26 protein-coding genes are annotated in these 23,780 nt (G+C 60.3%); 10 read left to right on the top strand and 16 right to left on the bottom strand.

The features are described from left to right. The first annotated feature begins 117 nt into the window (after positions 1–117). From ACP7B1_RS18360 to ACP7B1_RS18340, 5 genes are all read left to right on the top strand, one after another. A complete protein-coding gene (locus ACP7B1_RS18360) occupies positions 118–1,968 on the top strand; it encodes an ABC transporter ATP-binding protein (protein WP_346306281.1) in 1,851 nt (616 codons plus the stop codon). 235 nt (positions 1,969–2,203) lie between these two features. Next, the gene (petA, locus tag ACP7B1_RS18355) at positions 2,204–2,767 is read left to right on the top strand and encodes a ubiquinol-cytochrome c reductase iron-sulfur subunit (protein ID WP_105732026.1); all 564 of its coding nucleotides are present in this window, start codon (positions 2,204–2,206) and stop codon (positions 2,765–2,767) included. Between the two features lie 21 nt (positions 2,768–2,788). Then, entirely contained in the window at positions 2,789–4,087 is a 1,299-nt protein-coding gene (locus ACP7B1_RS18350; protein ID WP_346306282.1) for a cytochrome b, read from the top strand. 20 nt (positions 4,088–4,107) lie between these two features. Next, positions 4,108–4,977 carry a cytochrome c1 gene (locus tag ACP7B1_RS18345; protein ID WP_105732028.1) on the top strand — a complete coding sequence of 290 codons (870 nt, stop codon included), beginning with the start codon at positions 4,108–4,110 and terminating at the stop codon, positions 4,975–4,977. A 112-nt stretch (positions 4,978–5,089) separates the two neighbouring features. Beyond that, positions 5,090–5,635, top strand: coding sequence for an adenine phosphoribosyltransferase (locus ACP7B1_RS18340; RefSeq protein WP_403183893.1), 546 nt, complete (start codon positions 5,090–5,092; stop codon positions 5,633–5,635). Positions 5,636–5,655: 20 nt separating this feature from the next. Here the strand turns inward: ACP7B1_RS18340 and ACP7B1_RS18335 are convergent, their stop codons facing one another. Genes ACP7B1_RS18335 through ACP7B1_RS18315 form a run of 5 tightly spaced genes read right to left on the bottom strand, consistent with a single transcriptional unit; the run spans position 5,656 to position 9,138 of the window. Then, positions 5,656–6,126, bottom strand: a complete 471-nt coding sequence (locus tag ACP7B1_RS18335) for a MaoC family dehydratase (RefSeq protein ID WP_346306553.1) — start codon at positions 6,124–6,126, stop codon at positions 5,656–5,658. After that, complete coding sequence (locus tag ACP7B1_RS18330) at positions 6,123–6,593, bottom strand: MaoC family dehydratase (protein WP_223612574.1); 471 nt, start codon at positions 6,591–6,593, stop codon at positions 6,123–6,125. Before ACP7B1_RS18330 ends, ACP7B1_RS18335 begins: the two co-directional genes overlap by 4 nt. A 50-nt stretch (positions 6,594–6,643) precedes the next feature. Next, entirely contained in the window at positions 6,644–7,747 is a 1,104-nt protein-coding gene (gene ychF, locus ACP7B1_RS18325; protein ID WP_346306552.1) for a redox-regulated ATPase YchF, read from the bottom strand. A gap of 12 nt (positions 7,748–7,759) precedes the next feature. Next, positions 7,760–8,473, bottom strand: a complete 714-nt coding sequence (pth, locus tag ACP7B1_RS18320) for an aminoacyl-tRNA hydrolase (protein ID WP_346306551.1) — start codon at positions 8,471–8,473, stop codon at positions 7,760–7,762. A 26-nt stretch (positions 8,474–8,499) separates the two neighbouring features. Beyond that, entirely contained in the window at positions 8,500–9,138 is a 639-nt protein-coding gene (locus ACP7B1_RS18315) for a 50S ribosomal protein L25/general stress protein Ctc (RefSeq protein WP_223612577.1), read from the bottom strand. 272 nt (positions 9,139–9,410) lie between these two features. Here ACP7B1_RS18315 and chrA point away from each other — a divergent pair, with 272 nt between their 5' ends. Next, positions 9,411–10,718 (top strand): chromate efflux transporter, encoded by a 1,308-nt coding sequence (gene chrA / locus ACP7B1_RS18310; protein WP_426137173.1) that lies wholly within the window; start codon positions 9,411–9,413, stop codon positions 10,716–10,718. Here chrA and ACP7B1_RS18305 read toward each other — a convergent pair. The 6 genes from ACP7B1_RS18305 to lgt form a co-directional block, all read right to left on the bottom strand. Then, entirely contained in the window at positions 10,715–11,647 is a 933-nt protein-coding gene (locus ACP7B1_RS18305) for a ribose-phosphate pyrophosphokinase (RefSeq protein WP_223612579.1), read from the bottom strand. The two genes, chrA and ACP7B1_RS18305, sit on opposite strands and share 4 nt — an antisense overlap. A 133-nt stretch (positions 11,648–11,780) precedes the next feature. Beyond that, positions 11,781–12,437 carry a hypothetical protein gene (locus ACP7B1_RS18300; protein WP_346304955.1) on the bottom strand — a complete coding sequence of 219 codons (657 nt, stop codon included), beginning with the start codon at positions 12,435–12,437 and terminating at the stop codon, positions 11,781–11,783. 69 nt (positions 12,438–12,506) lie between these two features. Further along, a complete protein-coding gene (locus ACP7B1_RS18295) occupies positions 12,507–13,658 on the bottom strand; it encodes a M24 family metallopeptidase (protein WP_346304956.1) in 1,152 nt (383 codons plus the stop codon). Then, positions 13,658–14,455: a peptidoglycan editing factor PgeF gene (pgeF, locus tag ACP7B1_RS18290; RefSeq protein ID WP_346304957.1), complete on the bottom strand. Its 798-nt coding sequence runs from the start codon at positions 14,453–14,455 to the stop codon at positions 13,658–13,660. The genes ACP7B1_RS18295 and pgeF overlap by 1 nt, the downstream gene beginning before the upstream one ends. A 66-nt stretch (positions 14,456–14,521) precedes the next feature. Beyond that, the gene (locus ACP7B1_RS18285) at positions 14,522–15,604 is read right to left on the bottom strand and encodes a class I SAM-dependent methyltransferase (RefSeq protein WP_346304958.1); all 1,083 of its coding nucleotides are present in this window, start codon (positions 15,602–15,604) and stop codon (positions 14,522–14,524) included. Then, a complete protein-coding gene (lgt, locus tag ACP7B1_RS18280; RefSeq protein WP_223612584.1) occupies positions 15,601–16,452 on the bottom strand; it encodes a prolipoprotein diacylglyceryl transferase in 852 nt (283 codons plus the stop codon). The genes ACP7B1_RS18285 and lgt overlap by 4 nt, the downstream gene beginning before the upstream one ends. A gap of 162 nt (positions 16,453–16,614) precedes the next feature. Between lgt and ACP7B1_RS18275 the strand changes: the two genes are divergently transcribed. The 3 genes from ACP7B1_RS18275 to ACP7B1_RS18265 all read left to right on the top strand — a co-directional run bounded on the left by ACP7B1_RS18275 (position 16,615) and on the right by ACP7B1_RS18265 (position 18,296). Beyond that, complete coding sequence (locus tag ACP7B1_RS18275; protein WP_346304959.1) at positions 16,615–16,938, top strand: accessory factor UbiK family protein; 324 nt, start codon at positions 16,615–16,617, stop codon at positions 16,936–16,938. Positions 16,939–17,425: 487 nt separating this feature from the next. Beyond that, positions 17,426–17,926, top strand: a complete 501-nt coding sequence (locus ACP7B1_RS18270; protein ID WP_091877999.1) for a YbjN domain-containing protein — start codon at positions 17,426–17,428, stop codon at positions 17,924–17,926. Positions 17,927–17,957: 31 nt separating this feature from the next. Then, positions 17,958–18,296, top strand: a complete 339-nt coding sequence (locus ACP7B1_RS18265; protein ID WP_346304960.1) for a tRNA-binding protein — start codon at positions 17,958–17,960, stop codon at positions 18,294–18,296. Positions 18,297–18,368: 72 nt separating this feature from the next. On the opposite strand, the gene ACP7B1_RS18260 is transcribed toward ACP7B1_RS18265, so the two are convergent. The 3 genes from ACP7B1_RS18260 to ACP7B1_RS18250 all read right to left on the bottom strand — a co-directional run bounded on the left by ACP7B1_RS18260 (position 18,369) and on the right by ACP7B1_RS18250 (position 21,047). Further along, positions 18,369–19,940 (bottom strand): GMC family oxidoreductase, encoded by a 1,572-nt coding sequence (locus tag ACP7B1_RS18260; protein WP_346304961.1) that lies wholly within the window; start codon positions 19,938–19,940, stop codon positions 18,369–18,371. A gap of 48 nt (positions 19,941–19,988) precedes the next feature. Beyond that, entirely contained in the window at positions 19,989–20,564 is a 576-nt protein-coding gene (locus ACP7B1_RS18255; RefSeq protein WP_346304962.1) for a gluconate 2-dehydrogenase subunit 3 family protein, read from the bottom strand. A gap of 87 nt (positions 20,565–20,651) precedes the next feature. Beyond that, the gene (locus tag ACP7B1_RS18250) at positions 20,652–21,047 is read right to left on the bottom strand and encodes a VOC family protein (RefSeq protein WP_346304963.1); all 396 of its coding nucleotides are present in this window, start codon (positions 21,045–21,047) and stop codon (positions 20,652–20,654) included. Between the two features lie 230 nt (positions 21,048–21,277). Here ACP7B1_RS18250 and ACP7B1_RS18245 point away from each other — a divergent pair, with 230 nt between their 5' ends. After that, positions 21,278–21,589, top strand: a complete 312-nt coding sequence (locus tag ACP7B1_RS18245) for a ribbon-helix-helix domain-containing protein (protein WP_223612590.1) — start codon at positions 21,278–21,280, stop codon at positions 21,587–21,589. A gap of 3 nt (positions 21,590–21,592) precedes the next feature. On the opposite strand, the gene ACP7B1_RS18240 is transcribed toward ACP7B1_RS18245, so the two are convergent. After that, positions 21,593–22,888 (bottom strand): sensor histidine kinase, encoded by a 1,296-nt coding sequence (locus tag ACP7B1_RS18240; protein ID WP_426137198.1) that lies wholly within the window; start codon positions 22,886–22,888, stop codon positions 21,593–21,595. 175 nt (positions 22,889–23,063) lie between these two features. Further along, positions 23,064–23,774, bottom strand: a complete 711-nt coding sequence (locus tag ACP7B1_RS18235; protein WP_223612591.1) for a response regulator — start codon at positions 23,772–23,774, stop codon at positions 23,064–23,066. Positions 23,775–23,780 lie beyond the last annotated feature (6 nt).

Here is a 23,780-nt window from a genome sequence, read left to right as displayed (position 1 = left end):
CCGGGAAATATCTGAATGAACTTTAATTTGACCGGCGAGGGGACTCGCTCAAGAGTATTCTTTCAGTCGCGCGCTGCACGTCTGACCCTGAAAGGCTCCTGATCCGATGTGCACCGCATGAGAAATATCTTCCGTCTGTTCGAAAGCTGGATCGATCCTTACGCCGCACCGCCGGCGGATCATGTCCCGTCGCGGCCGTTCCCGTTCATCTGGTTCTATGTCCGGCAGGCCAAGGCCGCGTTTTTCGCCGTGCTGGTGCTGGGCGGGCTGGTCGCTTTGACGGAAGCGGGCCTGTTCTGGTTTCTCGGCGGGCTCGTCGATATTCTGGCATCGGTCAACCCGGCAAAGGGCTGGCAAGGCCTGATGCAGGATCACGGCACGCCGCTCCTTCTGATGCTGGCGGGTGTCCTGATCGCCCGGACGATCATCCTGACGCTGTCGGCACTGGTCGAGGAGCAGACCGTCGTGCCGGGCTTCTTTAATCTGGTGCGCTGGCAGGCGCATCTGCACACCTATCGCCAGAGCCTCGCCTTCTTCCAGAATGACTTTTCCGGCCGCATCGTCACCAAGGTCTGGGCGACCGGGCAGGCTGTCGGCGATTTTATGATGACGCTTCTGCAGGCCATCTGGATCTGCATCGTCTACAGCGTCACCACCATCGCGCTGATCGGCGACCTTGACTGGCGGCTGGCAACGATCGTCGTCGTCTGGCTCGCTGTGTTCAGCCTGATTGCCCGCTATTTCCTGCCGCGTGTGCGCCGGGCCGCGGCGGAAACAGCCGAAGCGAGCTCCGTCGTCACCGGGCGGCTGGTCGATGGTTACAGCAATATCCAGACGCTGAAGCTGTTCGGCAGTGCGGAGCGCGACGACGCCTATATGCGGCAGGGCATGCAGCGCTGGCTCGATGCCATCATTCCGCTGACGCGCGGCCTGAGCGGCATCCGCATTGCACTCGGCGCAACCAGCGGTGTGATGATCTGCGCCGTGGCGATTGTTTCCATCGATCTGTGGTTGAAGTCGGAAATATCGCCTGGCGCCATCGCCTTCACCATCGGCCTTGTCCTGCGGTTAAGCATGCTTTTGGGACGGACCATGGCCAACCTCAACGGTCTCCTGCGCAATTACGGTACCATCCAGAATTCGATGGAACTGCTGGCGCGGCCGGTCACCGTTGTCGACAAACCCCGTGCGGCACAGCTTGCGGTACCCGCAGGCGCCATCCGTTTCGACAATGTGCAGTTCCACTATGACCGCTCGAAGCCGGTCTTCGACAATCTGTCGCTGAACATTCTTCCCGGCGAAAAGGTCGGGCTTGTCGGGCGTTCCGGTGCGGGCAAGTCCACCCTGGTCAACCTGCTCCTGCGTTTCTACGACGTGCAGGCCGGGCGCATTCTGATCGACGGACAGGATATTGCGGAGGTAACACAGGACTCGTTGCGCGCGCATATCGGCATGGTAACGCAAGACACCTCGCTGCTGCATCGCTCTGTGCGTGACAACATCCTGTACGGCCGTCCCGAGGCATCCGATGAACTGATGCGGCAGGCCGTGGAGAATGCGCAGGCCGACACCTTCATTGCCGCCTTGACCGATCCCAAGGGCAGGCGGGGCTTCGATGCCCATGTGGGCGAACGCGGCGTCAAGCTGTCCGGCGGCCAGCGGCAGCGCATCGCCATTGCGCGGGTCATGCTGAAGGACGCACCGATTCTCATTCTCGACGAGGCGACGTCGGCACTCGATTCGGAAGTGGAAGCGGCTATCCAGGACAATCTCTACCGGCTGATGCGCGGCAAAACCGTCATCGCCATCGCGCACCGCCTGTCGACCATCGCTGCGCTCGACCGGCTTGTGGTCATGGATGGCGGACGCATTGTCGAGAGCGGCAGCCACGACGCGCTGATCGCCGCCAACGGGCTCTACGCCGGACTTTGGGCGCGCCAATCCGGCGGCTTTATCGGGCGGCTGTGAGGCCGCTGCGAAAATGCAAACAGATTCATGGCCAAAGAGTGGAAAAGGTGTGGCGACTTATCCCTGCGACATCCTGCCCTTGTGGCTCTGTCAGGCTGGACAAGCTCATGCGACATGCTTAGAAACCACGCAATATGCTGGGGAATCCGCGAGGCTCATTCTATGGGCCAGTCGTGTATTGTGGTGACAAAGTGGACTCTCCTGCTGCGTTGTTATTCGGAAAGGAACAGGCCCCGTGAGCGCACACGATACGACCGAGCCAACACGGCGTGACTTCCTCTATATTGCGACAGGTATGGCCGGTGTGGTCGGAGCGGGAGCCTTTGCATGGCCCTTCATCGACCAGATGAGACCGGACGCATCCACGCTGGCAGTCTCGTCCATCGAAGTTGATGTTTCAGCGCTGACACCGGGCATGTCCCTGACGGTCAAATGGCGCGGTAAACCCGTTTTCATTCGCAATCGTACGCCGAAGGAAATCGAGGATGCCAAAAACGTCCAGCTGAGCCAGCTCAAGGATCCGATTGCGCGTAACGCCAATCTGCCGAGCGATGCCCAGGCGACCGATGCTGATCGCGGTGCAGGCAAAGGCAAGGAAAACTGGCTGGTCATGATCGGCGTGTGCACCCATCTGGGTTGCATTCCGCTCGGCCAGCAGGGGGATTTCGGCGGCTGGTTCTGCCCATGCCACGGCTCGCAATACGATACTGCCGGGCGCATCCGTTCCGGTCCCGCACCGGAAAACCTGCCCGTCCCGCCACTTTCATTCATTTCCGACACCGTCATCAAGATCGGCTAAGGTTCCAGGGGGAGACACGACATGAGCGGTGGACATTCATCCTATACGCCGAACACAGGTATCGAAAAATGGGTCGATGCGCGACTTCCGTTGCCGCGTCTGATCTATGATTCATTCGTTGCCTATCCTGTTCCGCGCAATCTCAACTACGCCTATGCCTTCGGTGGCATTCTGGCGATCATGCTGGTGGCGCAGATCATTACCGGTGTCGTTCTGGCCATGCATTATGCGGCTGAGACGGGACTGGCATTCAACTCCGTTGAAAAGATCATGCGCGACGTGAATTCGGGCTGGCTGCTGCGCTACCTGCATTCCAACGGCGCATCGATGTTCTTCCTTGCGGTCTGGGTGCATATTTTCCGCGGGCTCTACTACGGTTCCTACAAGGCGCCGCGCGAGCTGTTGTGGATTCTCGGCGTGATCATCCTTCTCCTGATGATGGCGACCGCCTTCATGGGCTACGTCCTGCCCTGGGGCCAGATGTCCTTCTGGGGTGCAACCGTTATCACCGGCTTCTTCACGGCGTTTCCGATCATCGGTGACCCGATCCAGCAGCTGCTGCTCGGCGGTTTTGCCGTGGATAATCCGACCCTCAACCGCTTCTTCTCGCTGCATTACCTGCTGCCCTTCATGATTGCCGGTGTTGTTATCCTGCACGTCTGGGCCCTGCACGTGACCGGCCAGACCAACCCGACCGGTATTGAAGTCAAGTCGAAGACGGACACGGTGGCGTTCACACCCTATGCAACCATCAAGGATGCATTTGCGCTGTCGCTCTTCCTGATCCTCTTTGCCTATTTCGTCTTCTACATGCCGAACTACATGGGCCATCCGGACAACTACATCCCGGCTGACTCGCTGAAGACGCCAGCCCACATCGTTCCTGAATGGTACTTCCTGCCATTCTACGCGATGCTGCGCGCCATCACCTTCAACATCGGACCGATCAACTCGAAGCTCGGCGGCGTTCTGACCATGTTCGGCTCGATCGCGATCCTGTTCATCGTGCCATGGCTCGATACATCGAAGGTGCGTTCGGCCGTCTATCGTCCCTGGTACAAGCTGTTCTTCTGGATCTTCGTTGCCAATGCCATCATGCTCGGCTGGCTCGGTTCGCGTCCTGCCGAAGGCATCTACACGATCCTTTCGCAGCTTGGCACAGCCTTCTACTTCGGCTTCTTCATCATCATCATGCCGTTGCTCGGCCTGATCGAAACGCCGCGCCGCATACCAAACTCGATTACCGAAGCTGTGCTTGCCAAGACCAAGAGCGGCGGTCAGCCCGCGGGTGTTGCGGCGGCTCCGGAAACCAAAGGCTGAGAAACGTGAAGGACTCTCCGATGAAAAAAATCCTCCTCGGTCTCGCAGCTGCCGGTCTCGGTACCATGCTGGCTTTCGGCGGCGGTGCGTTTGCGGAAGAAGCAGCCCACAATGCTGCTGAGCCGACGCACTTCCCGATCAAGCATCCGGAACAGATGAAGTGGTCCTTCGCCGGCCCCTTCGGCACCTATGACAAGCAGCAGCTTCAGCGCGGTCTGAAGATCTACAAGGAAGTCTGCTCCGCCTGTCATTCGATGAAGCTGGTGGCTTTCCGTTCGCTTTCGGAACTCGGTTACAGCGAAGCGCAGGTCAAGGCATTCGCCGCGGAATATGAAGTGAAGGACGGCCCCAATGCGGAAGGTGAGATGTTCACCCGCAAGGCTATTCCGGCCGATCATTTCCCGGCGCCGTTCGCCAATGAACAGGCAGCGGCTGCCGCCAACAATGGTGCCGCTCCGCCCGACTTCTCGCTCATCGCCAAGGCTCGTGCTGTCGAGCGCGGCTTCCCGCAGTTCCTGATCGACATCTTCTGGGGACAGTATCAGGAAGGCGGACCGGACTATATTCACGCGCTGCTGACCGGCTTCGGCGAAACACCGCCGGAAGGCATGAAGATCCCCGAGGGCACGCACTACAACCCTTACTTCATCGCCGCCAAGTCATTGGCCATGGCCCAGCCGTTGCAGGATGGCCAGGTGACCTATGATGACGGTTCGCCGCAGACACTGGCGCAGTATTCGAAGGACGTATCGGCATTCCTGATGTGGGCCGCTGAACCGCACCTGGAAGACCGCAAGAAGACCGGTTTCCGCGTCATGATCTTCCTTGTTCTGTTTGCGGGTCTCCTCTACGTCGCCAAGCGCCGAATCTGGGCCGACATCGAACATTGATCGGCTCTGACAATATCTGATCCGGAAAGGGCGCCTTGCGCCCTTTTCTTTTGCGGTGGTGGTCTATTAGACTGCACCGCTGTGCGCCTTGCAGGCACAAAGGAGTGACGACATGGATTCGACGCTGAAGCAGACGCTGGTGGATGCCATTCGGAATATCCCCGATTACCCCAAACCCGGTGTCATGTTTCGCGACATCACGACCCTGCTTGGCAATGCACGCGCCTTTCGCCGGGCCGTCGATGAACTGGTCCATCCCTATGCGGGCGGCAAGGTCGACAAGGTTGCCGGCGTGGAAGCGCGCGGCTTCATCATCGGCGGCGCCATGGCGCACCAGCTGTCCTCCGGTTTCGTGCCGATCCGCAAGAAGGGCAAGCTGCCGCATGACACGGTGCGCATCGCCTACAGCCTGGAATATGGCGTCGATGAAATGGAGATGCACCGGGATGCCATCGTGCCCGGCGAGAAGGTCATTCTCGTCGATGACCTGATCGCAACGGGCGGCACGGCCGAAGCTGCGGTGAAACTGTTGCAGCAGATGGGTGCCGATATTGTCAGCGCCTGCTTCATCATCGATCTGCCTGATCTGGGCGGGCGCAGGAAGCTCGAAGCGCTCGGCGTCAACGTGCGCACGCTCATCGCCTATGAAGGCCACTGAGGGCCTTCTGCGGCCCCTTACTAGGCTAATCCTATCAACGCGGCGCTGTTGAACTCCAGGACCTTCTGTTCGTTCTGGTTATAGGCTGCGGATGACATCTGCATCATCGCCCAGCCGGGGCGCGATTGCAGCGCGCGAAACCCGTTCAGCGTCCGGGTAAAACGGATCGTGTCCCCGGCATAAACAGGCTTCAGCCATTTCAGGTTTTCAAAGCCGGGCGAGGGGCCGAATTGCGGCGGCGTTTCGCCCCGCTCCATGGCCGCCTTGATCTGGCGTTTCATGTCCTCGACATTCAGCCGCATCCAAATGGCCGTCGTATGCCAGCCGGAGGCACACAGTGCCCCGAAATTGCTATGTTTGGCCGCTTCCGGATCCACGTGGAAACGCTGCGGATCGTACTTCCTGGCAAAGGTGACGATCTCTTCGGCGGTGAATGTGTGCGTGCCGAGATCGCGTTCGATCCCGATAAGGGCGGTGAGGGCTGCGCTCATGCTGCGGCGGGCTCCCGCAATGTGAACATGCCGGTGTTCTGCAGTTCGCAGACCACTTCGCCATGCTGATTGGAGATGGCGTGGTGCAGAACGATGAAGCCGAGGTCCGGCTTGGATTTGGATACGCGCCGTTCGATGACCGTACTCTTGCCGGTCAGCGTGTCCCCGGCAAGAACCGGCTTCTTCCACTTGGCGTAGTCGATGCCCGGCGCACCCTGCGATGTGGAATCGAGGAGATAGGCATCGCACATCATGCGCATGAACATGGAAACCGTGTGCCAGCCGGAGGCGGCAAGGCCGCCAAGGATGCTGGCCTTGCCCGCAGCCTCGTCCAGATGGAAGGGCTGGGGATCGAACTGGGTGGCGAAATCGATGATTTCACCGGCTTCGACGGATTTCGCGGGGAGCAGCCATTCGCTGCCGACCGTGAAATCCTCATAGGCATATCGGGGATTGTAGTCGCTCATGCCACCATAATAGGCATGAGCGCATTTGGTTCAAGAGGCAGAAGCGCGTCTTATGTATTGAAACGGAACAGCATGATATCGCCGTCCTGCACTACATATTCCTTGCCTTCGTCGCGCGCCTTGCCGGCTTCCTTGGCGGGCACTTCGCCGCCGAGGGTGACATAGTCATTATAGGCGATGGTCTGCGCGCGGATGAAGCCGCGCTCGAAATCCGTGTGGATGACGCCGGCGGCCTGCGGCGCCTTTGAGCCGCGTTCAACGGTCCAGGCGCGGGCCTCCTTCGGTCCGACGGTGAAATAGGTGATCAGGTGCAGGAGCTTGTAACCGGCACGGATCAGGCGATCGAGACCGGGCTCGTCCAGGTTCATCGCGTCCAGATATTCTTTGGCCTCTTCATCCGGCAACTGAGCGACTTCCGCTTCGATGGCAGCGGAGATCGTCACCGTCTCGGCGCCCTGGGCCGTTGCCATTTCCTCGACGGCTTCCGTGTGTTCGTTGCCGGTTGCCGCATCGCTTTCGGCGACGTTGCAAACGTAGAGCACAGGCTTTGAGGTCAGGAGATTGAGGCCCTGCAGAATGAGGAGGTCGTCCGGCGCAATGCCGTTCAGCATGAAGCGCACCGGCTTGCCGCCCTGCAGCAGGGACAGTGCCTGCTCCATGACGGGAAGAACGGTGAGGGCTTCCTTGTCCTTGACGCCAGCGCGCTTGCGGAACTGCACGATGCGGCGCTCGAGACTATCGAGGTCGGAAAGCATCAGTTCCGTCTCGACGGTTTCCGCGTCGGAGACGGGATCGATCCGGCCTTCCACATGGGTGATGTCGTCATCTTCAAAGCAGCGCAGCACGTGCACCACGGCGTCGACTTCGCGGATGTTGGCAAGGAACTGGTTGCCGAGGCCTTCACCCTTGGACGCGCCGCGCACGAGGCCAGCGATATCGACAAAGCTGATACGGGTCGGGACGATGTTGGCGGATTTGCCGATCTTGGCGATGGCCTGCAGGCGCGGGTCAGGCACGGCAACTTCGCCGGTGTTCGGCTCGATGGTGCAGAACGGATAGTTCGCAGCCTGCGCGGCAGCTGTCTTGGTCAAGGCGTTGAAAAGCGTCGATTTGCCAACATTGGGCAAGCCAACGATGCCGCATTTGAAACCCATAATCTGCGATCCTTATTCTTTCTTGCCGAAGAGCTTGTTCAGCATGTCGGCCATCGGGCCGGTTTTTGGAATGTTGACGTTCGGCTTGGCCGGACGTGCCTGCCGGATATGGCTTTGACCCGCCGGTTTTGCAACCGGATTCGGCTCGTTCCTGTGGCCGCTGCCGGTGGCGAGCGCCACACGGTTCATGAACCCGGCATCGTCCTTGTTGACGAGCAAACCCGTATTGTCGGCGATGGCCCCGAGAATGGGTTCGACCCATTCCCCGTCCGCCTTGGAAAAATTGCCGAGGACATGGTGTGTCACCATCTCCTTGACGCCGGGATGACCGATCCCGACACGAATGCGCCGGTAGTCCTTGCCGCAATGGGCATCGATGGACTTGATGCCGTTGTGCCCGCCCGAACCGCCGCCCGTCTTCACGCGCAGCTTGCCCGGCGGCAGGTCCAGTTCATCATAGATGACGACGAGATCGCCCAGCGCCAGCTTGTAGAAGCGCATGGCCTCGCCAACGGACTGGCCGGACAGATTCATGAACGTCTGGGGTTTGATCAGAATGACCTTTTCGCCGTCGATCGTGCCGTCGGCGATCAGGGCCTGGAACTTCTTGGTCCAGGGAGAAAAACGATGGCGACGGTGTATTTCATCCGCCGCCATGAAACCGATATTATGCCGGTTTGCAGCATATTGGGAGCCGGGATTGCCAAGACCTGCGATGAGCAGCACGGTGCCATAGCTCCCAATAGAGACGATTACTCGCCGTCTTTTTCTGCCGTTTCAGTGGTCTCGGCTGCTGCCTCAACGGTCTCGTCTTCTGCAGCGAGAACAGCCGGAGCGGCAATCGTGGCAATGGTGAAGTCACGATCGTGGATAACCGATGTTACGCCCTTCGGCAGTGTAACAGCGGAAATGTGGATCGAGTCACCGATCTGCAGGCCGGTCAGATCGATTTCGATCGCATCCGGAATTGCATTTGCCGGGGCATGCAGTTCGACATCGTGACGAACGATGTTGAGAACGCCGCCGCGCTTGATGCCTGGGGACAGTTCTTCGTTGAGGAAGTGAACAGGGACGTTCACGTTCACAACCGACTTTGCCGACACACGCAGGAAGTCAACATGCACTGGCTTGTCGCTGACCGGATCGAGCTGGAAGTCCTTGGGAAGGACCTGAATGGTCTTGCCATCCAGCTGGATGTTCGCGATCGTCGTCTTGAAGCCGCCGCCGTGAATCTTGTAGTAGAGTGTCTTGTAGTCGAGGGTAATCGAGATTGGTGCCTGCTTGTCACCATAGATGACTGCTGGCACTTTACCGTTGCGGCGAATTTCCCGGGAGGACCCCTTACCAACCCGTTCGCGCGCCTCGGCCTTGAGCTCGTATGCTTCGCTCATGGCATTTCCTTTCGAGGTTCAAATCTGGAGTGTTTTCCGGGTTGTCTGCAAAGAAAGCCCAAAAAACATGAAGCGGTCGCATGGCCATCCGGAACCGGATGAAATGACCGCCCCATTCCGCGTTGCCTCCAAGGGTGTCTACGCGGATGGCGGCTCTATAACGGAAAGAGACGCTATGTGCAAGTTTGTTGCTTGACCGGTATGCCGGGAAAGTCTGTCATTCCACCGTCATAGGCGCTGTTTAGGGCGGGACAACGGAACAGGGACGGGCGATGGCCGGGACAATAGCGCTGGAACAGCAAAAAATCGAGGCGCGCGACGCGTTTTATACCTTCGGCAAGATCGGCCTTCTGTCCTTCGGCGGTCCGGCCGGCCAGATCGCGATGATGCACCGCGTGCTGGTTGATGAAAAGCAGTGGATCAGTGAGGAACGCTTCCTGCATGCGCTGAATTTCTGCATGCTGCTGCCCGGTCCCGAAGCGATGCAGCTTGCCACCTATCTCGGCTGGCTGTTTCACGGGGTGAGGGGCGGTGTTGTCGCCGGGCTTCTGTTTATCCTGCCGGGCGCGTGCGTGATGCTGGCGCTGTCGGCGCTTTATGTCAGTTTCGGGCAGGTGCCCGTCGTCGAAGGGCTGCTGTTTGGTCTGAAAGCGGCCGTGCTGGCGATTGTGCTCGAGGCCCTGATCAAGGTCGGCAAGCGCGCCCTGACCGACTATCCCGCCTATGGCGTCGCGGTTTGCGCATTTGTCGCCATTGCCCTCATCAAGATGCCGTTTCCGCTGGTCATCCTGATCGCGGGGATTTTCGGCTTTGCGCGCTATCGCCTGACCAACAGAGTGTCCCCGTCATTGCCCGACAGAACCATTGTCGAACCCGCGGCGCGCGGTGCTTTCCGGTCCGTCCTGATGTGGACCGTGCTCTGGCTGGGGCCGCTTGCGCTCTTGCTGGCCGGGCTGGGGCAGAGCAATGTCTTTGCCGCCGAAGCAGCGTTCTTCTCCAAGATGGCCGTCGTCACCTTCGGCGGCGCCTATGCGGTACTGGCTTATGTGGCGCAGCAGGCGGTGGACTATTATGGCTGGCTGAAGCCTGACGAAATGCTCACCGGGCTGGGGCTGGCTGAAACCACCCCCGGACCGCTCATCCTGGTGCTGGCCTTTGTCGGTTTCGTCGGCGGCGCGCGCCTGTCCGGCTTCGATCCGCTCACCGGCGGGCTGCTTGGCGGGCTGACGGCGCTGTGGTTCACCTTCGCACCGTGTTTTCTCTGGATTTTTGCCGGTGCGCCCTTTGTCGAGCGGCTGCGCCATGTCGGCTGGCTGAAAGCCTCGCTGGCGGCGATCACCGCCGCCGTCGTCGGTGTCATCGCCAATCTTGCCGTATGGTTCGGCCTGCATGTGCTGTTTGGTGCGTTTCAGGAAAGGCTGGTTGGGCCGCTGCATCTGCCGGTATTGGACCTCGCCGCCTTTGACTGGGCGGCGGCAGCCATAGCGTCGGGAGCGGCAGTCGCACTGATTGCGCTGCGCTTCAACATGCTTGTTGTGCTGGGATTGGCAGCGCTGGCCGGAATCCTGCTCCGGCTCTAGTCGAACAGGCTGGAAACCGATTCTTCCGAGGCTGTGCGCGAAACCGCTTCACCGATCAGATCGGAAATCGACAGGACACGGATATTGTGCGCCGCTTCGATGGCCGGTGTCGGCTGGATGGAGTCGGTGATCACCAGTTCCTTCAGCTTCGAGCCGGCAATACGGGCGACCGCACCGCCGGAAAGCACGCCGTGGGTGATGTAGGCGGTGACGCTGGTAGCACCCTTGGCAAGAAGCGCTTCGGCCGCGTTGCACAATGTGCCGCCGGAATCGACGATATCGTCGAACAGCAGACAATCCTTGCCGGTGACTTCACCGATAACGTTCATGACTTCCGATTCACCGGGACGGTCGCGGCGCTTGTCGACGATGGCAAGCTGCGCGTCGATGCGCTTGGCCAGCGAACGGGCACGAACCACACCGCCGACGTCGGGCGAGACGACCATGACATTCGATGTGCCGTAATGAGCGCGGACATCGCGGGCGATGACCGGAACGGCATAGAGGTTGTCGGTCGGGATATCGAAGAAGCCCTGGATCTGGCCGGCGTGCAGATCGAGCGTCAGCACGCGGTTTGCACCGGCTTCGGTGATCAGATTGGCAACCAGCTTGGCGGAGATCGGGGTGCGCGGACCGGGCTTGCGGTCCTGGCGGGCATAGCCGAAATACGGAAGGACTGCGGTGATGCGCTTTGCCGAGGACCGGCGGAAGGCATCGATCATGATGAGCAGTTCCATCAGGTGATCATTGGCCGGGAAGGACGTCGACTGCATGACGAAGACATCTTCGCCGCGCACGTTTTCCTGGATCTCGACAAATATCTCCTCGTCGGCGAAGCGCCGGACGCTGGCCTTTCCAAGCGGAATATTGAGATATTTGGCGACAGATTCAGCGAGAACGCGATTGGAATTGCCCGCGAATAGTTTCATGCCCGTATTTTCCCCGGTGCCAGCCAAGTGAAGGATATGCGGGGCCTTTTACTGTGCCTGACGCACATTGCAAGCGGGCAGGGCAGATTCATGCACAGTTCCTCGCTAATATCGCGTCAAACGCGTAAATATGTCACGTCTTGGCGCCGGATACCCATTTCAGATAGCCGTCGATGGCCTTGTCGGCGATTGATTCCATCACCTTCGGCGGCACGGTGCTCCAAGGGTCCGTTCCGTTGCCGGGGACGATTTCCTGTCCCTGGATACGGTGAAGCCGGGTTCCCGCAGGGTCGAGCACGTCCCAGACATAGATGATCGTCGTCTGGTTGCCGTCAGGCAGGGCGGAGAAGTAGCCCTTCATGATATGCGTGTTGTCGGTATCGGCGGCCGTACCCAGAACGATGCCCTTGGCCTTGGCCAGCGCCGAGAGCCGTTGCGACAAGGGTGTGGCGGCGGCAATCGGGGCGCCGACGATCGGGGCGAAACGCAGTTTTGCCGTGCGGGACACACCCGGCTGCGCGGCGCCCGATGCAACGGCGGTGCCAGCGGACGTTGCGGTTCCCGGTTGCGGCGTTGCTGCGGGTGTCCCTGGCGCCGTGGCCGTCGGCGTCGCGGTGGTCACCGTTGCCGGCGTGGTGCCCGGCGTGACCGTTCCCGGCGCTGCAGCTGTGCCTTGCGCTGCCGGAAGGTCTTTCTTTGTCACGCCCATCGGCGATTCGGCGCTGTTGCAGGCACTGAGGCCAAGAGCCGCCAGCGCCACACAGGTATAGGTCAGTGATTTGCGAGACATCATCTTTGGTCTAACCCCATCATGAGCCATAGTTGTGCCATCTCGAAAAAACGAAAGCTGACAAAAGTTTTATTTTACGATCAAGTCAAGAGGTTGGCGCGAAAGTGGCTCGGCAGCGCCATTGGTCGTGAGGTAGGTCCGTCCCAATGTCATGGCCGTACCGCTGTCGGAATCCATAATGATCATATGGGCAAAAAGCGTCATGTCGGGCTGTATCCGCTCCGGATTGCCGGCATAGAACATCGGCATGTCCATCCATGAGGGTGTGAAGCGCGCGCCTTGCGAATAGCCACAGGCATTGAGCCGGTGCCGCGTCAGGTCATGCGCCTCCATCACCTGGGAATGCGCGTCAAACACATCACCGAAAGTTGATGCCGGAGTCATCGCCTCTTCAACTGCCTCGAGCGCCTCGCGGGCCGCGTCATAGAGCTCCAGATGGCGTTTCGACGCCTTGCCGGTCAGCACGGTGCGCATCATTGCCGCGTGGTAATGGCGATAGACACCGGCCCATTCCAGCGTGAGCTGGTCGTTTTTCGTGAGCTTGCGCCGCCCGGCCTTGTACCGGCACAGCAGGGCATCTTCGCCCGAACCGATGATGAATTCGTTGGCCGGGTAATCGCCGCCGCCGGCGAAGATGGCGCCCTGCATGGCCGCGAGGATGTCGCCTTCGTCGGCACCGGCCTTGATGAGCTTCAACGCTGCATCCAGCGCCTCGTCGCCAAGTTCGGCCGCCTTGCGGCTATAGGCGATTTCAGCCGGGCTTTTCAGCACGCGCAGCCTGTCGACAAGACCGGATGCGTCGACGATTTGGCCAAAGGCGGCGAGTTGCTCATCGAGCTTGCGGCCATTGGCGGCGGTCAGGCCATGGGTCTGGTATTCGACGCCGATGCGTTTGCCGAGCAGGTCGAGATCGTTGAGGAGTTCGCGCAAATCCGCTGCCGGATTGGCATTGTCGCGGTCGGCCCAGATCACGATGTTTTCGATGTTCGAGGTCTGGCGGGCCTGGCGCAAATCGGCCGAGCGGGTCATCAGCACCTGGCTGCCATCGGACTTGACGACGAGACACTGGAAGAAGCAGAAGCCGAACGTGTCATAGCCGGTCAGCCAGTACATGCTCTCCTGCGCGAAGAGCAGAATGGCATCCAGCTTCTGCTCGGCCATCACCATCATCAGGCGGTCGCGGCGTGCCGCAAATTCCTCGGGCTCGAAATGAAGGGCCATCATTGTTCCTCTAGAATGGTGATCGCCGAGATCTGGCGACCATAGTCCGGTTCCTTGCGGTGGGTGGTGCGCCGGTAGGAGAAAAACTGGTCTTCCTCGGCATAGGTGCATTTCTCCAGTGCGGCGGCGTTCACCCCGGCATTGCCCAGCCGCATGGTGATGAAAGCCCAGAGATCGAACATCTTGTGGTTTTCTTTGGCGGAGTCGCGGAAAAAACGGGTGTAGGACGGGTCGGTTCCGGTGAACTGATCATAGAATTCCGCGCCGACTTCGTAATTGTCGGGGCCGATCGTTGGTCCCAGCACCGCCTGGATGTTGCCGCGTTTCGCACCGAGCGCAATCATCGCGTCGATGGTGTTTTCCAGTACCCCGCCAAGGGCGCCGCGCCAGCCCGCATGGGCCGCGCCGATGACTTTCGCATCGCGGTCGGCAAACAGGATCGGGCCGCAATCGGCCGACAGCGCACCGATGACAAGGCCGGGTGTCGCCGTCACCATGGCGTCGGCCTTGGGCCGCTCGCCGGTGAGCGGCGCCGTAACCGTGATGACATCGGGCGAATGCACCTGATGCACGGTGACGAGATGAGAGAGGTCGGCGCCCAAAGCATTGGCGACGCGCCTGCGGTTTTCCCGGACATGGTCCTGATTGTCGTTGGAGCCGCTGCCGACGTTCAATCCGGCGTAGATACCTGTGGAAACACCGCCGATACGGGTGAAGAACCCGTGAGCGATTCGATCTTTCTCGGGAGACCCCAGCAGGGAAGCGTGCAGCGCTACTGGTTTTTCAGACGTGATCATGCCGGATTGCTCTTTCTCAAGGCTGCGGATGGTGGTGGAGCATCGACGCGAAGTCAATTGCTTCCGTCATATGGATTCGAATGGAAACAAATGTGTGGCGGAGTCCGCGACGCAAAGCACCTTGAACAGCGTGCCCATCTGATCGGGGCCTGCCAACCGCTCGACATCGGCGCGGATCTGCTCCTGGAACGCCGCCGGCTTGCCGCGGCCGAGGGCACCGGCGCGGTCGAGCAAGCCCATGGCGATGAGAAAATCTCCCTGCGTCATGGCATTCGCCGTGCAGCCTTCAGAACGCGCGGCCTTTGCCAGCATGGCAAAATCCACATGGCTGGTCAGGTCGGCTTCACCCGGCGTGTCCAGCACATCAACAGGCGTATGGCTGCGCAGCGCCTGCAGCGTATCGCCGAAACCCTGCTGCAGATGGCCGTAGTCGAAGAGCAGCGCCGCGCCGCGCGCGCGGTGCAGGCGTTCGGCGATATCCTGCATCAGCGCGCTGCGTGCCGGGGCAATCTCGACAACGCTGCCATCGGGTGCCGTGCTGTATCCGGCGGGCAAGAGCGCCGTATCGATCGATCCGCTTCCCGCCGCAAATGCCAGGTTGCCGCCGTCGTCGACGGTGACGATGCGGTCGACGAAACGCCCGCCCGATTTGACGTACTGGCGGACCGGAATGGCATCGAACAGCTCGTTGGCCAAGAGAACCAGCGGACCGGATGGCAAATCGCCGAACTGCGCATGCCACTGGATTTCTAGGCCCGATGGCGCGAGTGTCTCTTTCTGGATCTGCACGAGGCGCGGGCTGATCTCGACCATGCGGATCTGTGCCGCCGCGATGAAATCCGGAGCAAGCTTTAATGCCGTGCGCAGCACGTCCTGCATCAGCGTGCCGCGTCCGGGCCCCATCTCGCACAGAATGAATGCGGCGGGCGATCCCATCGCCTGCCAGGCACTGACACACCAGACGCCGGCAAGCTCGCCGAACATCTGGCTGACTTCCGGGGCGGTGATGAAATCGCCCTCGCGGCCGAACGGTTCGCGCGTCGTGTAATAGCCGGCATCCGGATCGAACAGGCACAGCGCCATGTAGTCGGCAACGCTGATCGGGCCGGTCAGCCCGATCTGCCGGATGATGCGTTGTTTCAGTGTCATCGTCCGGTGGAAACTTCCGGGTTGCGGGCGGTCAGCAGCGCCCACAGGCCGACAAGCACCATGGGAACGGACAGGATCATGCCCATCGTCAGCCAGCCGCCATAGAGATAACCGAGCTGGGCATCCGGCTCGCGGAAGAACTCGACAAAGATGCGCGACAGGCCATAGCCGGTGATGAAGGCGCCGCCGATAAAGCGCGGGCTCTTCAGCTTGCGGCCGTAAAAGATCAGCAGCGCCAGGGTGGCGAACAGGACGATGCCTTCCAGCGCCGCCTCGTACAGCTGGCTCGGATGGCGGACGAACGGGCCGCCGGTCGGGAAGATCATGCCCCAGGGCACATCGGTGATGCGGCCCCAGAGTTCGCCATTGATGAAATTGGCAACCCGGACCAGCCCGAGGCCGACAGGAACGCCCGCGGCGATGGTGTCGATCATGCTGAACACCTTGATCTTGCGCGAGCGGGCGAAAAGAATCATCGCCAGCGTGGTGCCGATCAACCCGCCATGGAAGGACATGCCGCCTTCCCACACCTTGAAGATGTCGAAGGGGTGGCTGATGTAGCGGGCGAGATCGTAGAACAGGATATAGCCGATGCGTCCGCCCAGAACCACGCCGAGCGCAGCCCACAGGACGAAGTCGTCGAGATCGTTGGGCTTCATCGGCGGCGTGTTGTTGGCCCATAGGCGCGGCTTGCTGATGAGTCTCTTGCCGTACCACCAGGCGAAGAGAATGCCGACGACATAGCCGAGGCCATACCAGTGAACGGAGAACGGCCCGATGGAAAAGATCACCGGATCGATATTGGGAAATGCGATCGCGGCCATCGTCGGGACAAGTATTTCGCTCACAATAGGCACTCCGTCATCATCTGGTTCATCGGCGCGGACCATGCGCGAGGGCAGGAACAGCGTCAAGCCGCCTGTCCGGTAACATTTGCGCAATTATGACCTTCGCTTGCAATCGCCTGCCGCGGCGATTATTTGATGGGGAAAGCAACAGAGGTATCTGCCATGACCAATGGATCAAACCGCGTTCTTGATGAACTGGCCAAGCTCGTGACCGACGCCGCCGGTGCAGCGCAGGGCGTCCGCCGCGAAGTCGAAACCGCTTTCCGTGGGCAGGCTGAACGGCTGCTCAACACCATGGATGTGGTGCAGCGCGAGGACTTCGAAGCGGTGCGCGAAATGGCCATCCGTGCCCGTGCCGAAAACACGGCGCTGCTCGCCCGTATAGAAGCGCTGGAAGCGCTCGTCGGTCACAAGGAAAAGCCCGCCGCCGATGCGGCAAAACCGGCAAAGGCAGCGGCGTCCGGCACGCGCGCCAAGAAGGACTGACCGTCAAAAGAATCGCATTTTTGCAGGCCCATTGCCCGTGTCCGGGCAGTGGGCCTTTTGCATTTTTGACCGCTCCGGAATCGCGGACACGCTCTGCGGGGCGCACGGGCGCCGTTTCGCGGTGATTTATCCGGCATATTCGGGCTGTCCCCAAAATAAATCTTAAGAAATTATCAACAGGTGGAAATCGCCGAAAATCGTTTTCTTAGAGTCAGTTAAAGGCTGGTCGTGAATCATTTTCATAACATCTGTCCACACCCATTCGCGCCATTTGGTCAAAAGGGGACTGGCGCTCGGACTCAGCATCAATACACTGAAATTACAGCATGATTCGTTTCAATGGTCATGCAGCGGGTAACAAGTTCATATCCGTGGTCCGGCTGGTGCGTACTGCCTGCCGGTGAGTTTTCAAGCGTTAGGTGTCCTTTGGGTGGGTGCGCTGTGCTCCCGCAGCGTCAGATGAGATTCGATTGAGCAGGTAATGGCGATGAGCCTTCTGGAAATAGAGATTGCGCGTGATTTGCATCCGGTCGATGTGATTGAACATGTGGCCCATGCCAATGAATGGGCTTTCGAGCGCACCGGGGACGACGAGATTGCCATTACGGTCGAGGGCAACTGGACCGATTACCAGATTTCCTTCTCGTGGATGGAAGATTTCGAGGCGCTGCATCTGGCCTGCGCCTTTGACATCGCGGTCAGCGAACCGCGCGTCAACGAAGTGATGCGATTGCTGTCGCTGATCAACGAACAGCTGCTGATGGGGCATTTCGATCTGTGGCGCCAGGAAGGCGCGGTGATGTACCGCCAGTCGCTGCTTCTGTCCGGCGGTGCGGAACCGACGAGCAAACAGGTGGAAGTGCTTCTGTCCAGTGCGCTGGATGCCTGCGAGACCTATTTCCAGGCATTCCAGTTTGTTGTCTGGTCGGGCTCGACAGCACGGGAATCGCTCGATAGCATTCTGTTCGAGACGGTCGGTTCCGCCTGACCTGAAGCATGTCGGTTTGTTTGAGTTGAATATGATGACCATCAGTTTTGATGATTTTGAGAAAGTGGATATCCGCGTCGGCACCATCGTCGAGGCGGAAACCTTCCCGGAAGCGCGCAAGCCGGCCTTCAAGCTCAAGATCGATTTCGGCCCGGAAATCGGGGTGAAGAAGTCCTCCGCGCAGATCACCAAGCACCATACGCTGGACGAACTGAAAGGCCGCCAGGTGATGGCGGTGGTCAACTTCCCGCCGCGCCAGATCGGCCCGTTCATGTCGGAAGTTCTGACACTGGGTTTTCCGGACGAGGAGGGCGGCGTTGTTCTGGCCGCCATCAGCAAGCCGGTGCCGAACGGCGGCAAGCTGTTCTAAATACGAGCTCTTGATGAGATTCATGGGCGCAAAAGTCGGCTTTTGCGCCCAGAGCTTTTTCAGTTCCTAAAACTAGATCGTCTTCGCCGCCATCTCCTTGGCGATGTAGTCCGCCTGCCGGATGGCAAGCGTGACAATCGTCAATGTCGGGTTTTCCGCCCCGCCCGAGGTGAATTGGCTGCCGTCGGAGACGAAGAGATTCTTGATGTCGTGGCTCTGGCCGAACTTGTTGACCACGCCATCCTTCGGCTTCTCGCTCATGCGGTTGGTGCCCAGATTATGGGTTGACGGGTAGGGCGGTGTCGGCAAGGTGCGGGTTGCGCCGACGGCCTTGTAGAGGGCCTGACCCTGTTTGTAGGCATGGTTGCGCATCGCGGTGTCGTTGGGGTGGTCGCTGAAGTTCACATTGGCGATGGGCAGGCCGTACTGGTCCTTCTCCTCCTTGTGCAGGGTGATGCGGTTGTTCTCCTGCGGCATGTCCTCGCCGACGATCCACAGGCCGGCCATGTTGGCATATTCATCGAGCGCCGAGGTGAAGGAACGGCCCCAGCCGCCCGGATCGAGAAACGCCGCCATGAAGGGCAGGCCGAGCGACAGCGTTTCCATTTCATAGCCGCCGACAAAGCCGCGCGCCGGGTCATGCCGTGCCTCGTCGCGGATGATACCGGCCATAGTGGTGCCGCGATACATGTGCACGGGCTTTTCGAAGACGCCGTAGACCGAGCCGGTGGTGTGGCGCATGTAGTTGCGCCCGACCTGGCCGGAGGAGTTCGCCAGTCCATCGGGGAACATCGTCGAGGCGGAATTCAGCAGCAGGCGCGGACTCTCGATCGAATTGCCGGCCACGGCAACGATGCGGGCCTTCTGCACATGCTGCTTGCCGTCCTTGTCGACATAGAGCACGCCGGTCACCTTGCCGCTCTTGTCGTGCTCGATCTTCTGCACCATCGCATTGGGGCGGACTTCCAGCCTGCCGGTGGCTTCCCCCTTGGGGATTTCCGTATAGAGCGTCGACCATTTGGCGCCCCATTTGCACCCCTGGAAACAGAACCCTGTCTGCTGACACGCCATGCGGTCATCCCGCTCGGCGGAGTTGATCGCCATGTTGCCGGTGTGGCATTCCTTGTAGCCGAGCTTGTCGGCCCCGGCTTTCAGCACCTTGAAGTTGTTGTTGCCCGGCAGGCCGGCAATGCCATTGGTGCGGGTCACGCCCATCTTGTCCTCGGCCTTGGCGTAGTAGGGCTCGAGCTCCTTCAGGGTGAGAGGCCAGTCGAGCAGATTGGCGCCCTCAAGCTTGCCGTAATGGCTCAGGGTGCGGAATTCGTGCTCCTGCAAACGCAGCGAGGCACCGGCCCAATGGGTGGTGGTGCCGCCAACCGACTTGACGATCCACGCGGGAAGGTTGGGAAAATCCTTGGCGACCCGCCAGTCGCCGGATGTGCTGCGTTTGTCGACCCAGGCAAGCTGGCCGAAACTGTCCCATTCGTCATTGATGAAGTCTTCATATTCATGCCGGGCGCCGGCTTCGAGTATGACGACGTCGATGCCCTTCTGCGCGAGTTCGTTGCCAAGCGTACCGCCGCCGGCGCCGGAACCGATGATGACGACAACGTGGTCGTCCTTGAGATCATAAGGTGCAGCCATGGTTTCCTCCCGATAGGCTGAAGAACAATGTGCGATGGCCGAGACGGCTCAAAGCCACTCGATGTCGCTGAAGCCGCGGGCGATATAGCCGCCCTTCGAGTAGGATTCGCCTTCATAGCCAAAGAGTGGCCACAGCTCCTTCTGGTTGTAGAGCCCGGTGACAAGACCACCTCGAATTGTCTGGAAGAACGGCGTGTCCTCGATCTGGCGCAGCAGTTTCAACCGGTGCTCTTCCCAGTCGAGACCGAGATAGCCGCCTTTGCCGGCCCGCCTGTCGAGGTCGGCGATGCCGGTCTCGATCAGCTCCTTCTGCTTGGGATCGGACCCTGCCTTGGCGTCGTAGGGTTTGACGGCAATGGCGTAGAAGCGGTCCGGAATGTTGTCATGCGGGTAGATATCGCGCGCCAGCTGGATTAGCGTCGCCATGGTCTCGGGCTTGAGACTGGATGTCTCGAGGCCCCAGGCCTGCTGCGGATGGATGATGGAATTGCCGCTGATGACCAGCAGAGCGCCGAGGCTGGCCATGCCGCCCCGTTTGAGCAGTTCACGCCGCGACAGGCCCGCCTGCGCGGCGCTGCCGGATTTGCCCGGCTCCGCGGCCTTGCGGTTGAATATCGTTACCATGGATTTCCTCCCTTGCTTGCTATCGGCGCTCTCCCCCGAGCGCGCCCTTGCTGGCTGATGGCGTCCTCCAACGCCGTTCAGCCGGTTTCAGACGAACCGGCCCTGTTGTTGCAGGACTTCAATCTTGTAGCCGTCCGGGTCTTCGACGAAAAAGAACCGGGCCAGCAGCGCGCCCTCACGCTTGAATTCGACAATGTCACGGATTGTGAAATCAAGACCTTTCAGCCTGACATGCTGGGCGTCGAGATCAGCGACGCTGACCGCGAGATGGCCGTAGCCGTCACCGAGATTGTAGGGTTCGGTGCGGCCCTTGTTGATTGTCAGTTCGAGCTCGAATGCCGTTTCGCTGTTCCGCAAATAGACGAGCGTGAAACTGTCGAAATCCAGCCGGTCGGCGACTTCGAGGCCGAATGCCTGTTGATAGAATGATACGGACCTGTCCTCATCGAGCACGCGGATCATGGAATGGATGGCTTTTGCCAAAAAGACCTCCTTTGACGTTGCGCCCCGCGGCAAAACTTCGGTTGCAGTTGCAGGGCATGTCGGCGATTATGGACCCGGGAAAACAGAATGGGTGGCAATCGGCTACCACACCGCCGGAAGAGCGGAATAATTTTCGCCGGAAACCGATCCGGTGCGCAAAATTTCACCTGCCGGGATGAAGCGCATCAAGGGGATGGCCGAGGGCGAAGCAGAAAAGGGAGGTTCGTTGGATGTGTAAGGTATTTGCAGAACAGGATCCGGAAGGCTACCGGCAGATCAACCGTTCTGTGCGCATTGCCGGGCATTCCACCAGCATCCAGCTGGAAGTCACGTTCTGGAAGCTTCTGGACGAGATCGCCGTCAGTCAGAACATGACGACGCCGCGCTTCATCTCGACGCTCTACGATGAGGCCCTGCAGGCCAATGGCGAGATTCCGAATTTCGCCTCGATGCTGCGCACCACCTGTGCGCTGTATTTGCGCGGTGTCCAGGCAACCGCCGAAACCTCCTGCGTGACGCCGATCGGCAACCGGGCCGCCTGACGATCAGGCGGGAATACGCACGACGGCGCGCAGGCCGCCCATGGGGCTTTCGTCCAGGGTGATATCGCCGCCATGGCTGCGGGCAATGTCAAGCGCGATGGCAAGCCCGAGCCCGGTGCCGCTGGCATCCTGATTGCGCGCCTCATCCAGCCGGAAGAATGGCTTGAACACCTCGTCGCGCATCTCCTTGGGGATGCCGGAGCCGTCATCGTCGATGGTGATGCTCAGCCAGCCGTCGCGGTGATCGGCGGTGACGACGACATTCTTGGCATAGCGGAACGAGTTCGATACCAGGTTGGAGATCAGCCGCGAGAAGGCATTGGGCCGGACCTGAATCTCCGGTTCGCCGCGAATGCTGGACTTGAAGCCGCGCTCCAGCAGGGTGCCTTCCTCTTTCAGCTTGGCGAAGAGGCGTTCCAGGTTGAAGGTGCCGGTTTCTTCCTCCGCCTCGCTGCGGGCAAAGGCGAGATAGCCCTCCAGCATGGACTGCATGTCCTCGATATCCTGCTCCATCGCTTCCGTATCGACCTTGTGGCCGACCAGCGCAAGCTGCAGCTTGAAGCGGGTGAGGATTGTCCGCAGGTCGTGACTGACGCCGCTCAGCATGGTGGTGCGCTGCTCGATCTGGCGTTCGATGCGCTCGCGCATGACGATGAAGGCCGCGCCCGCCCGCCGGACTTCCTCCGCGCCGCGCGGCTTGAAATCGGGCGGTGTCGCCCGGCCCTTGCCGAAACTGTCGGCGGCCGCGGCCAGTTGCTGGATCGGCTTGATCTGGTTGCGCAGGAACAGGATGGCGATCGCCAGCAGCACCAGCGCCGAGCCGGACATCCAGACCAGGAGAATCAGCGTGTTCGAGGCATAGGCCTGGCTGCGGCGGGCAAAGACCCGCAGAACCTTGCCTTCCAGCTGGATGCGGATTTCGACGAGATCGGAATCGCCTATTGTGTCGATCCAGAACGGGCGGTTGATCTGCTTGGTGATCTCGGCGCTCAGCGGTTCGTCAAGAATGGAAAAGAACGGCTTCGGACCGGGTGCAGGCAGGGGGTCGGGCGGCAGGATGGAGATGTTGAGCGACAACCTCTCGCGCGCAATGCGGATGAGGTTTTCATAGCCGGGGTCCTGCGGATAGGTGTCCATCAGGTCGATGATGCCGGAGATGTCGCGCACCACGGCCGTCGACAGGCGCTGGGTGACCGTCTGCCAGTAACGCTCCATGAACACGAAGGCGATGACCGACTGCAGCAGCACCATGGGTGCGATGATGATGATCAGCGAGCGGGCATAGAGCCGTTTCGGCATCCACTGCGCCAGCCAGCGGGAAAATTTCCGCCAGGGGCCGAGCAGCGTGCTGCGGCGGCGGCGCCAATGCCGCTGCCTGACTGCCAATGCGCGTTTTGCACTGTCCGTTTGTGCCATATGATCGGTGCCCACTCGCGCATTGGTTATTGCGTCCTGATCCCGCGGATCGGGACGTTTACTCCACGCTCAATTTATAGCCGACGCCGCGCACCGTCTGCAACCAAACCGGATTGGCCGGGTCATTTTCTATCTTGCGGCGCAGCCGGTTGATCTGCACGTCGATTGTCCGTTCACCGACATCGCCTTCCTGGCCGGTCAGCTCATGCCGGGGCACGGTTTCACCGGCACGGGCCGCGAATATCGCCATGATATCCTGCTCGCGGTCGGTCAGGCGGATCAGTTCACCCGAACGCTTCAATTCGCGCTTGGCGATGACGAAGGTGTAGGGCCCGAAAACGATCTGCTCGATCTTGGCCTGCGATGCCGGGGCGCCGCGGCGCAGGATATTGTTGATGCGCAGGATCAGTTCGCGCGGATCGAAAGGTTTCGGCAGATAATCATCCGCACCCGCTTCCAGACCGCTGATGCGGCTGTCGGTTTCCGATAGGGCCGTGAGCATCAGGATGGGAACGCTCTTTTCCTGGCGCAGGGACTGGGTGAGGGCCACGCCGCTTTCACCCGGCATCATCACATCGAGGATCAGCAGATCATAGTCAATGCCGGCAAGCTTGCGCCTGGCCTCGTCCGCATTGGCAGCCACCGTAATGCGAAAGCCGCTGCCGGTCAGATATTGCGACAGCAAGTTTCGAATCCGGGTGTCATCGTCGACAATGAGCAGGTGCGGCGCATCGTCTGAAAGCGGAAGTTCTTCACTCACCAAAATCATTCCTTC

This window comes from Phyllobacterium sp. SL163, assembly GCF_049896885.1.
GTDB lineage: Bacteria > Pseudomonadota > Alphaproteobacteria > Rhizobiales > Rhizobiaceae > Phyllobacterium > Phyllobacterium calauticae.
Note: the sequence above shows the minus strand (reverse complement) of the source record. Positions and strands in the feature narration are given on the sequence as shown.

Excerpts from the sequence above, each read along its gene's own strand:
- ACP7B1_RS18360 (WP_346306281.1), top strand. The coding sequence starts at position 118 with ATGAGAAATATCTTCCGTCTGTTCGAAAGCTGGATCGATCCTTACGCC.
- ACP7B1_RS18350 (WP_346306282.1), top strand. The coding sequence starts at position 2,789 with ATGAGCGGTGGACATTCATCCTATACGCCGAACACAGGTATCGAAAAA.
- ACP7B1_RS18345 (WP_105732028.1), top strand. The coding sequence starts at position 4,108 with ATGAAAAAAATCCTCCTCGGTCTCGCAGCTGCCGGTCTCGGTACCATG.
- ACP7B1_RS18340 (WP_403183893.1), top strand. The coding sequence starts at position 5,090 with ATGGATTCGACGCTGAAGCAGACGCTGGTGGATGCCATTCGGAATATC.
- ACP7B1_RS18335 (WP_346306553.1), bottom strand. The coding sequence starts at position 6,126 with ATGAGCGCAGCCCTCACCGCCCTTATCGGGATCGAACGCGATCTCGGC.
- ACP7B1_RS18330 (WP_223612574.1), bottom strand. The coding sequence starts at position 6,593 with ATGAGCGACTACAATCCCCGATATGCCTATGAGGATTTCACGGTCGGC.
- ychF (WP_346306552.1), bottom strand. The coding sequence starts at position 7,747 with ATGGGTTTCAAATGCGGCATCGTTGGCTTGCCCAATGTTGGCAAATCG.
- ACP7B1_RS18315 (WP_223612577.1), bottom strand. The coding sequence starts at position 9,138 with ATGAGCGAAGCATACGAGCTCAAGGCCGAGGCGCGCGAACGGGTTGGT.
- chrA (WP_426137173.1), top strand. The coding sequence starts at position 9,411 with ATGGCCGGGACAATAGCGCTGGAACAGCAAAAAATCGAGGCGCGCGAC.
- ACP7B1_RS18305 (WP_223612579.1), bottom strand. The coding sequence starts at position 11,647 with ATGAAACTATTCGCGGGCAATTCCAATCGCGTTCTCGCTGAATCTGTC.
- ACP7B1_RS18300 (WP_346304955.1), bottom strand. The coding sequence starts at position 12,437 with ATGTCTCGCAAATCACTGACCTATACCTGTGTGGCGCTGGCGGCTCTT.
- ACP7B1_RS18295 (WP_346304956.1), bottom strand. The coding sequence starts at position 13,658 with ATGGCCCTTCATTTCGAGCCCGAGGAATTTGCGGCACGCCGCGACCGC.
- pgeF (WP_346304957.1), bottom strand. The coding sequence starts at position 14,455 with ATGATCACGTCTGAAAAACCAGTAGCGCTGCACGCTTCCCTGCTGGGG.
- ACP7B1_RS18285 (WP_346304958.1), bottom strand. The coding sequence starts at position 15,604 with ATGACACTGAAACAACGCATCATCCGGCAGATCGGGCTGACCGGCCCG.
- ACP7B1_RS18275 (WP_346304959.1), top strand. The coding sequence starts at position 16,615 with ATGACCAATGGATCAAACCGCGTTCTTGATGAACTGGCCAAGCTCGTG.
- ACP7B1_RS18270 (WP_091877999.1), top strand. The coding sequence starts at position 17,426 with ATGAGCCTTCTGGAAATAGAGATTGCGCGTGATTTGCATCCGGTCGAT.
- ACP7B1_RS18265 (WP_346304960.1), top strand. The coding sequence starts at position 17,958 with ATGATGACCATCAGTTTTGATGATTTTGAGAAAGTGGATATCCGCGTC.
- ACP7B1_RS18260 (WP_346304961.1), bottom strand. The coding sequence starts at position 19,940 with ATGGCTGCACCTTATGATCTCAAGGACGACCACGTTGTCGTCATCATC.
- ACP7B1_RS18255 (WP_346304962.1), bottom strand. The coding sequence starts at position 20,564 with ATGGTAACGATATTCAACCGCAAGGCCGCGGAGCCGGGCAAATCCGGC.
- ACP7B1_RS18245 (WP_223612590.1), top strand. The coding sequence starts at position 21,278 with ATGTGTAAGGTATTTGCAGAACAGGATCCGGAAGGCTACCGGCAGATC.
- ACP7B1_RS18240 (WP_426137198.1), bottom strand. The coding sequence starts at position 22,888 with ATGCCGAAACGGCTCTATGCCCGCTCGCTGATCATCATCATCGCACCC.
- ACP7B1_RS18235 (WP_223612591.1), bottom strand. The coding sequence starts at position 23,774 with ATGATTTTGGTGAGTGAAGAACTTCCGCTTTCAGACGATGCGCCGCAC.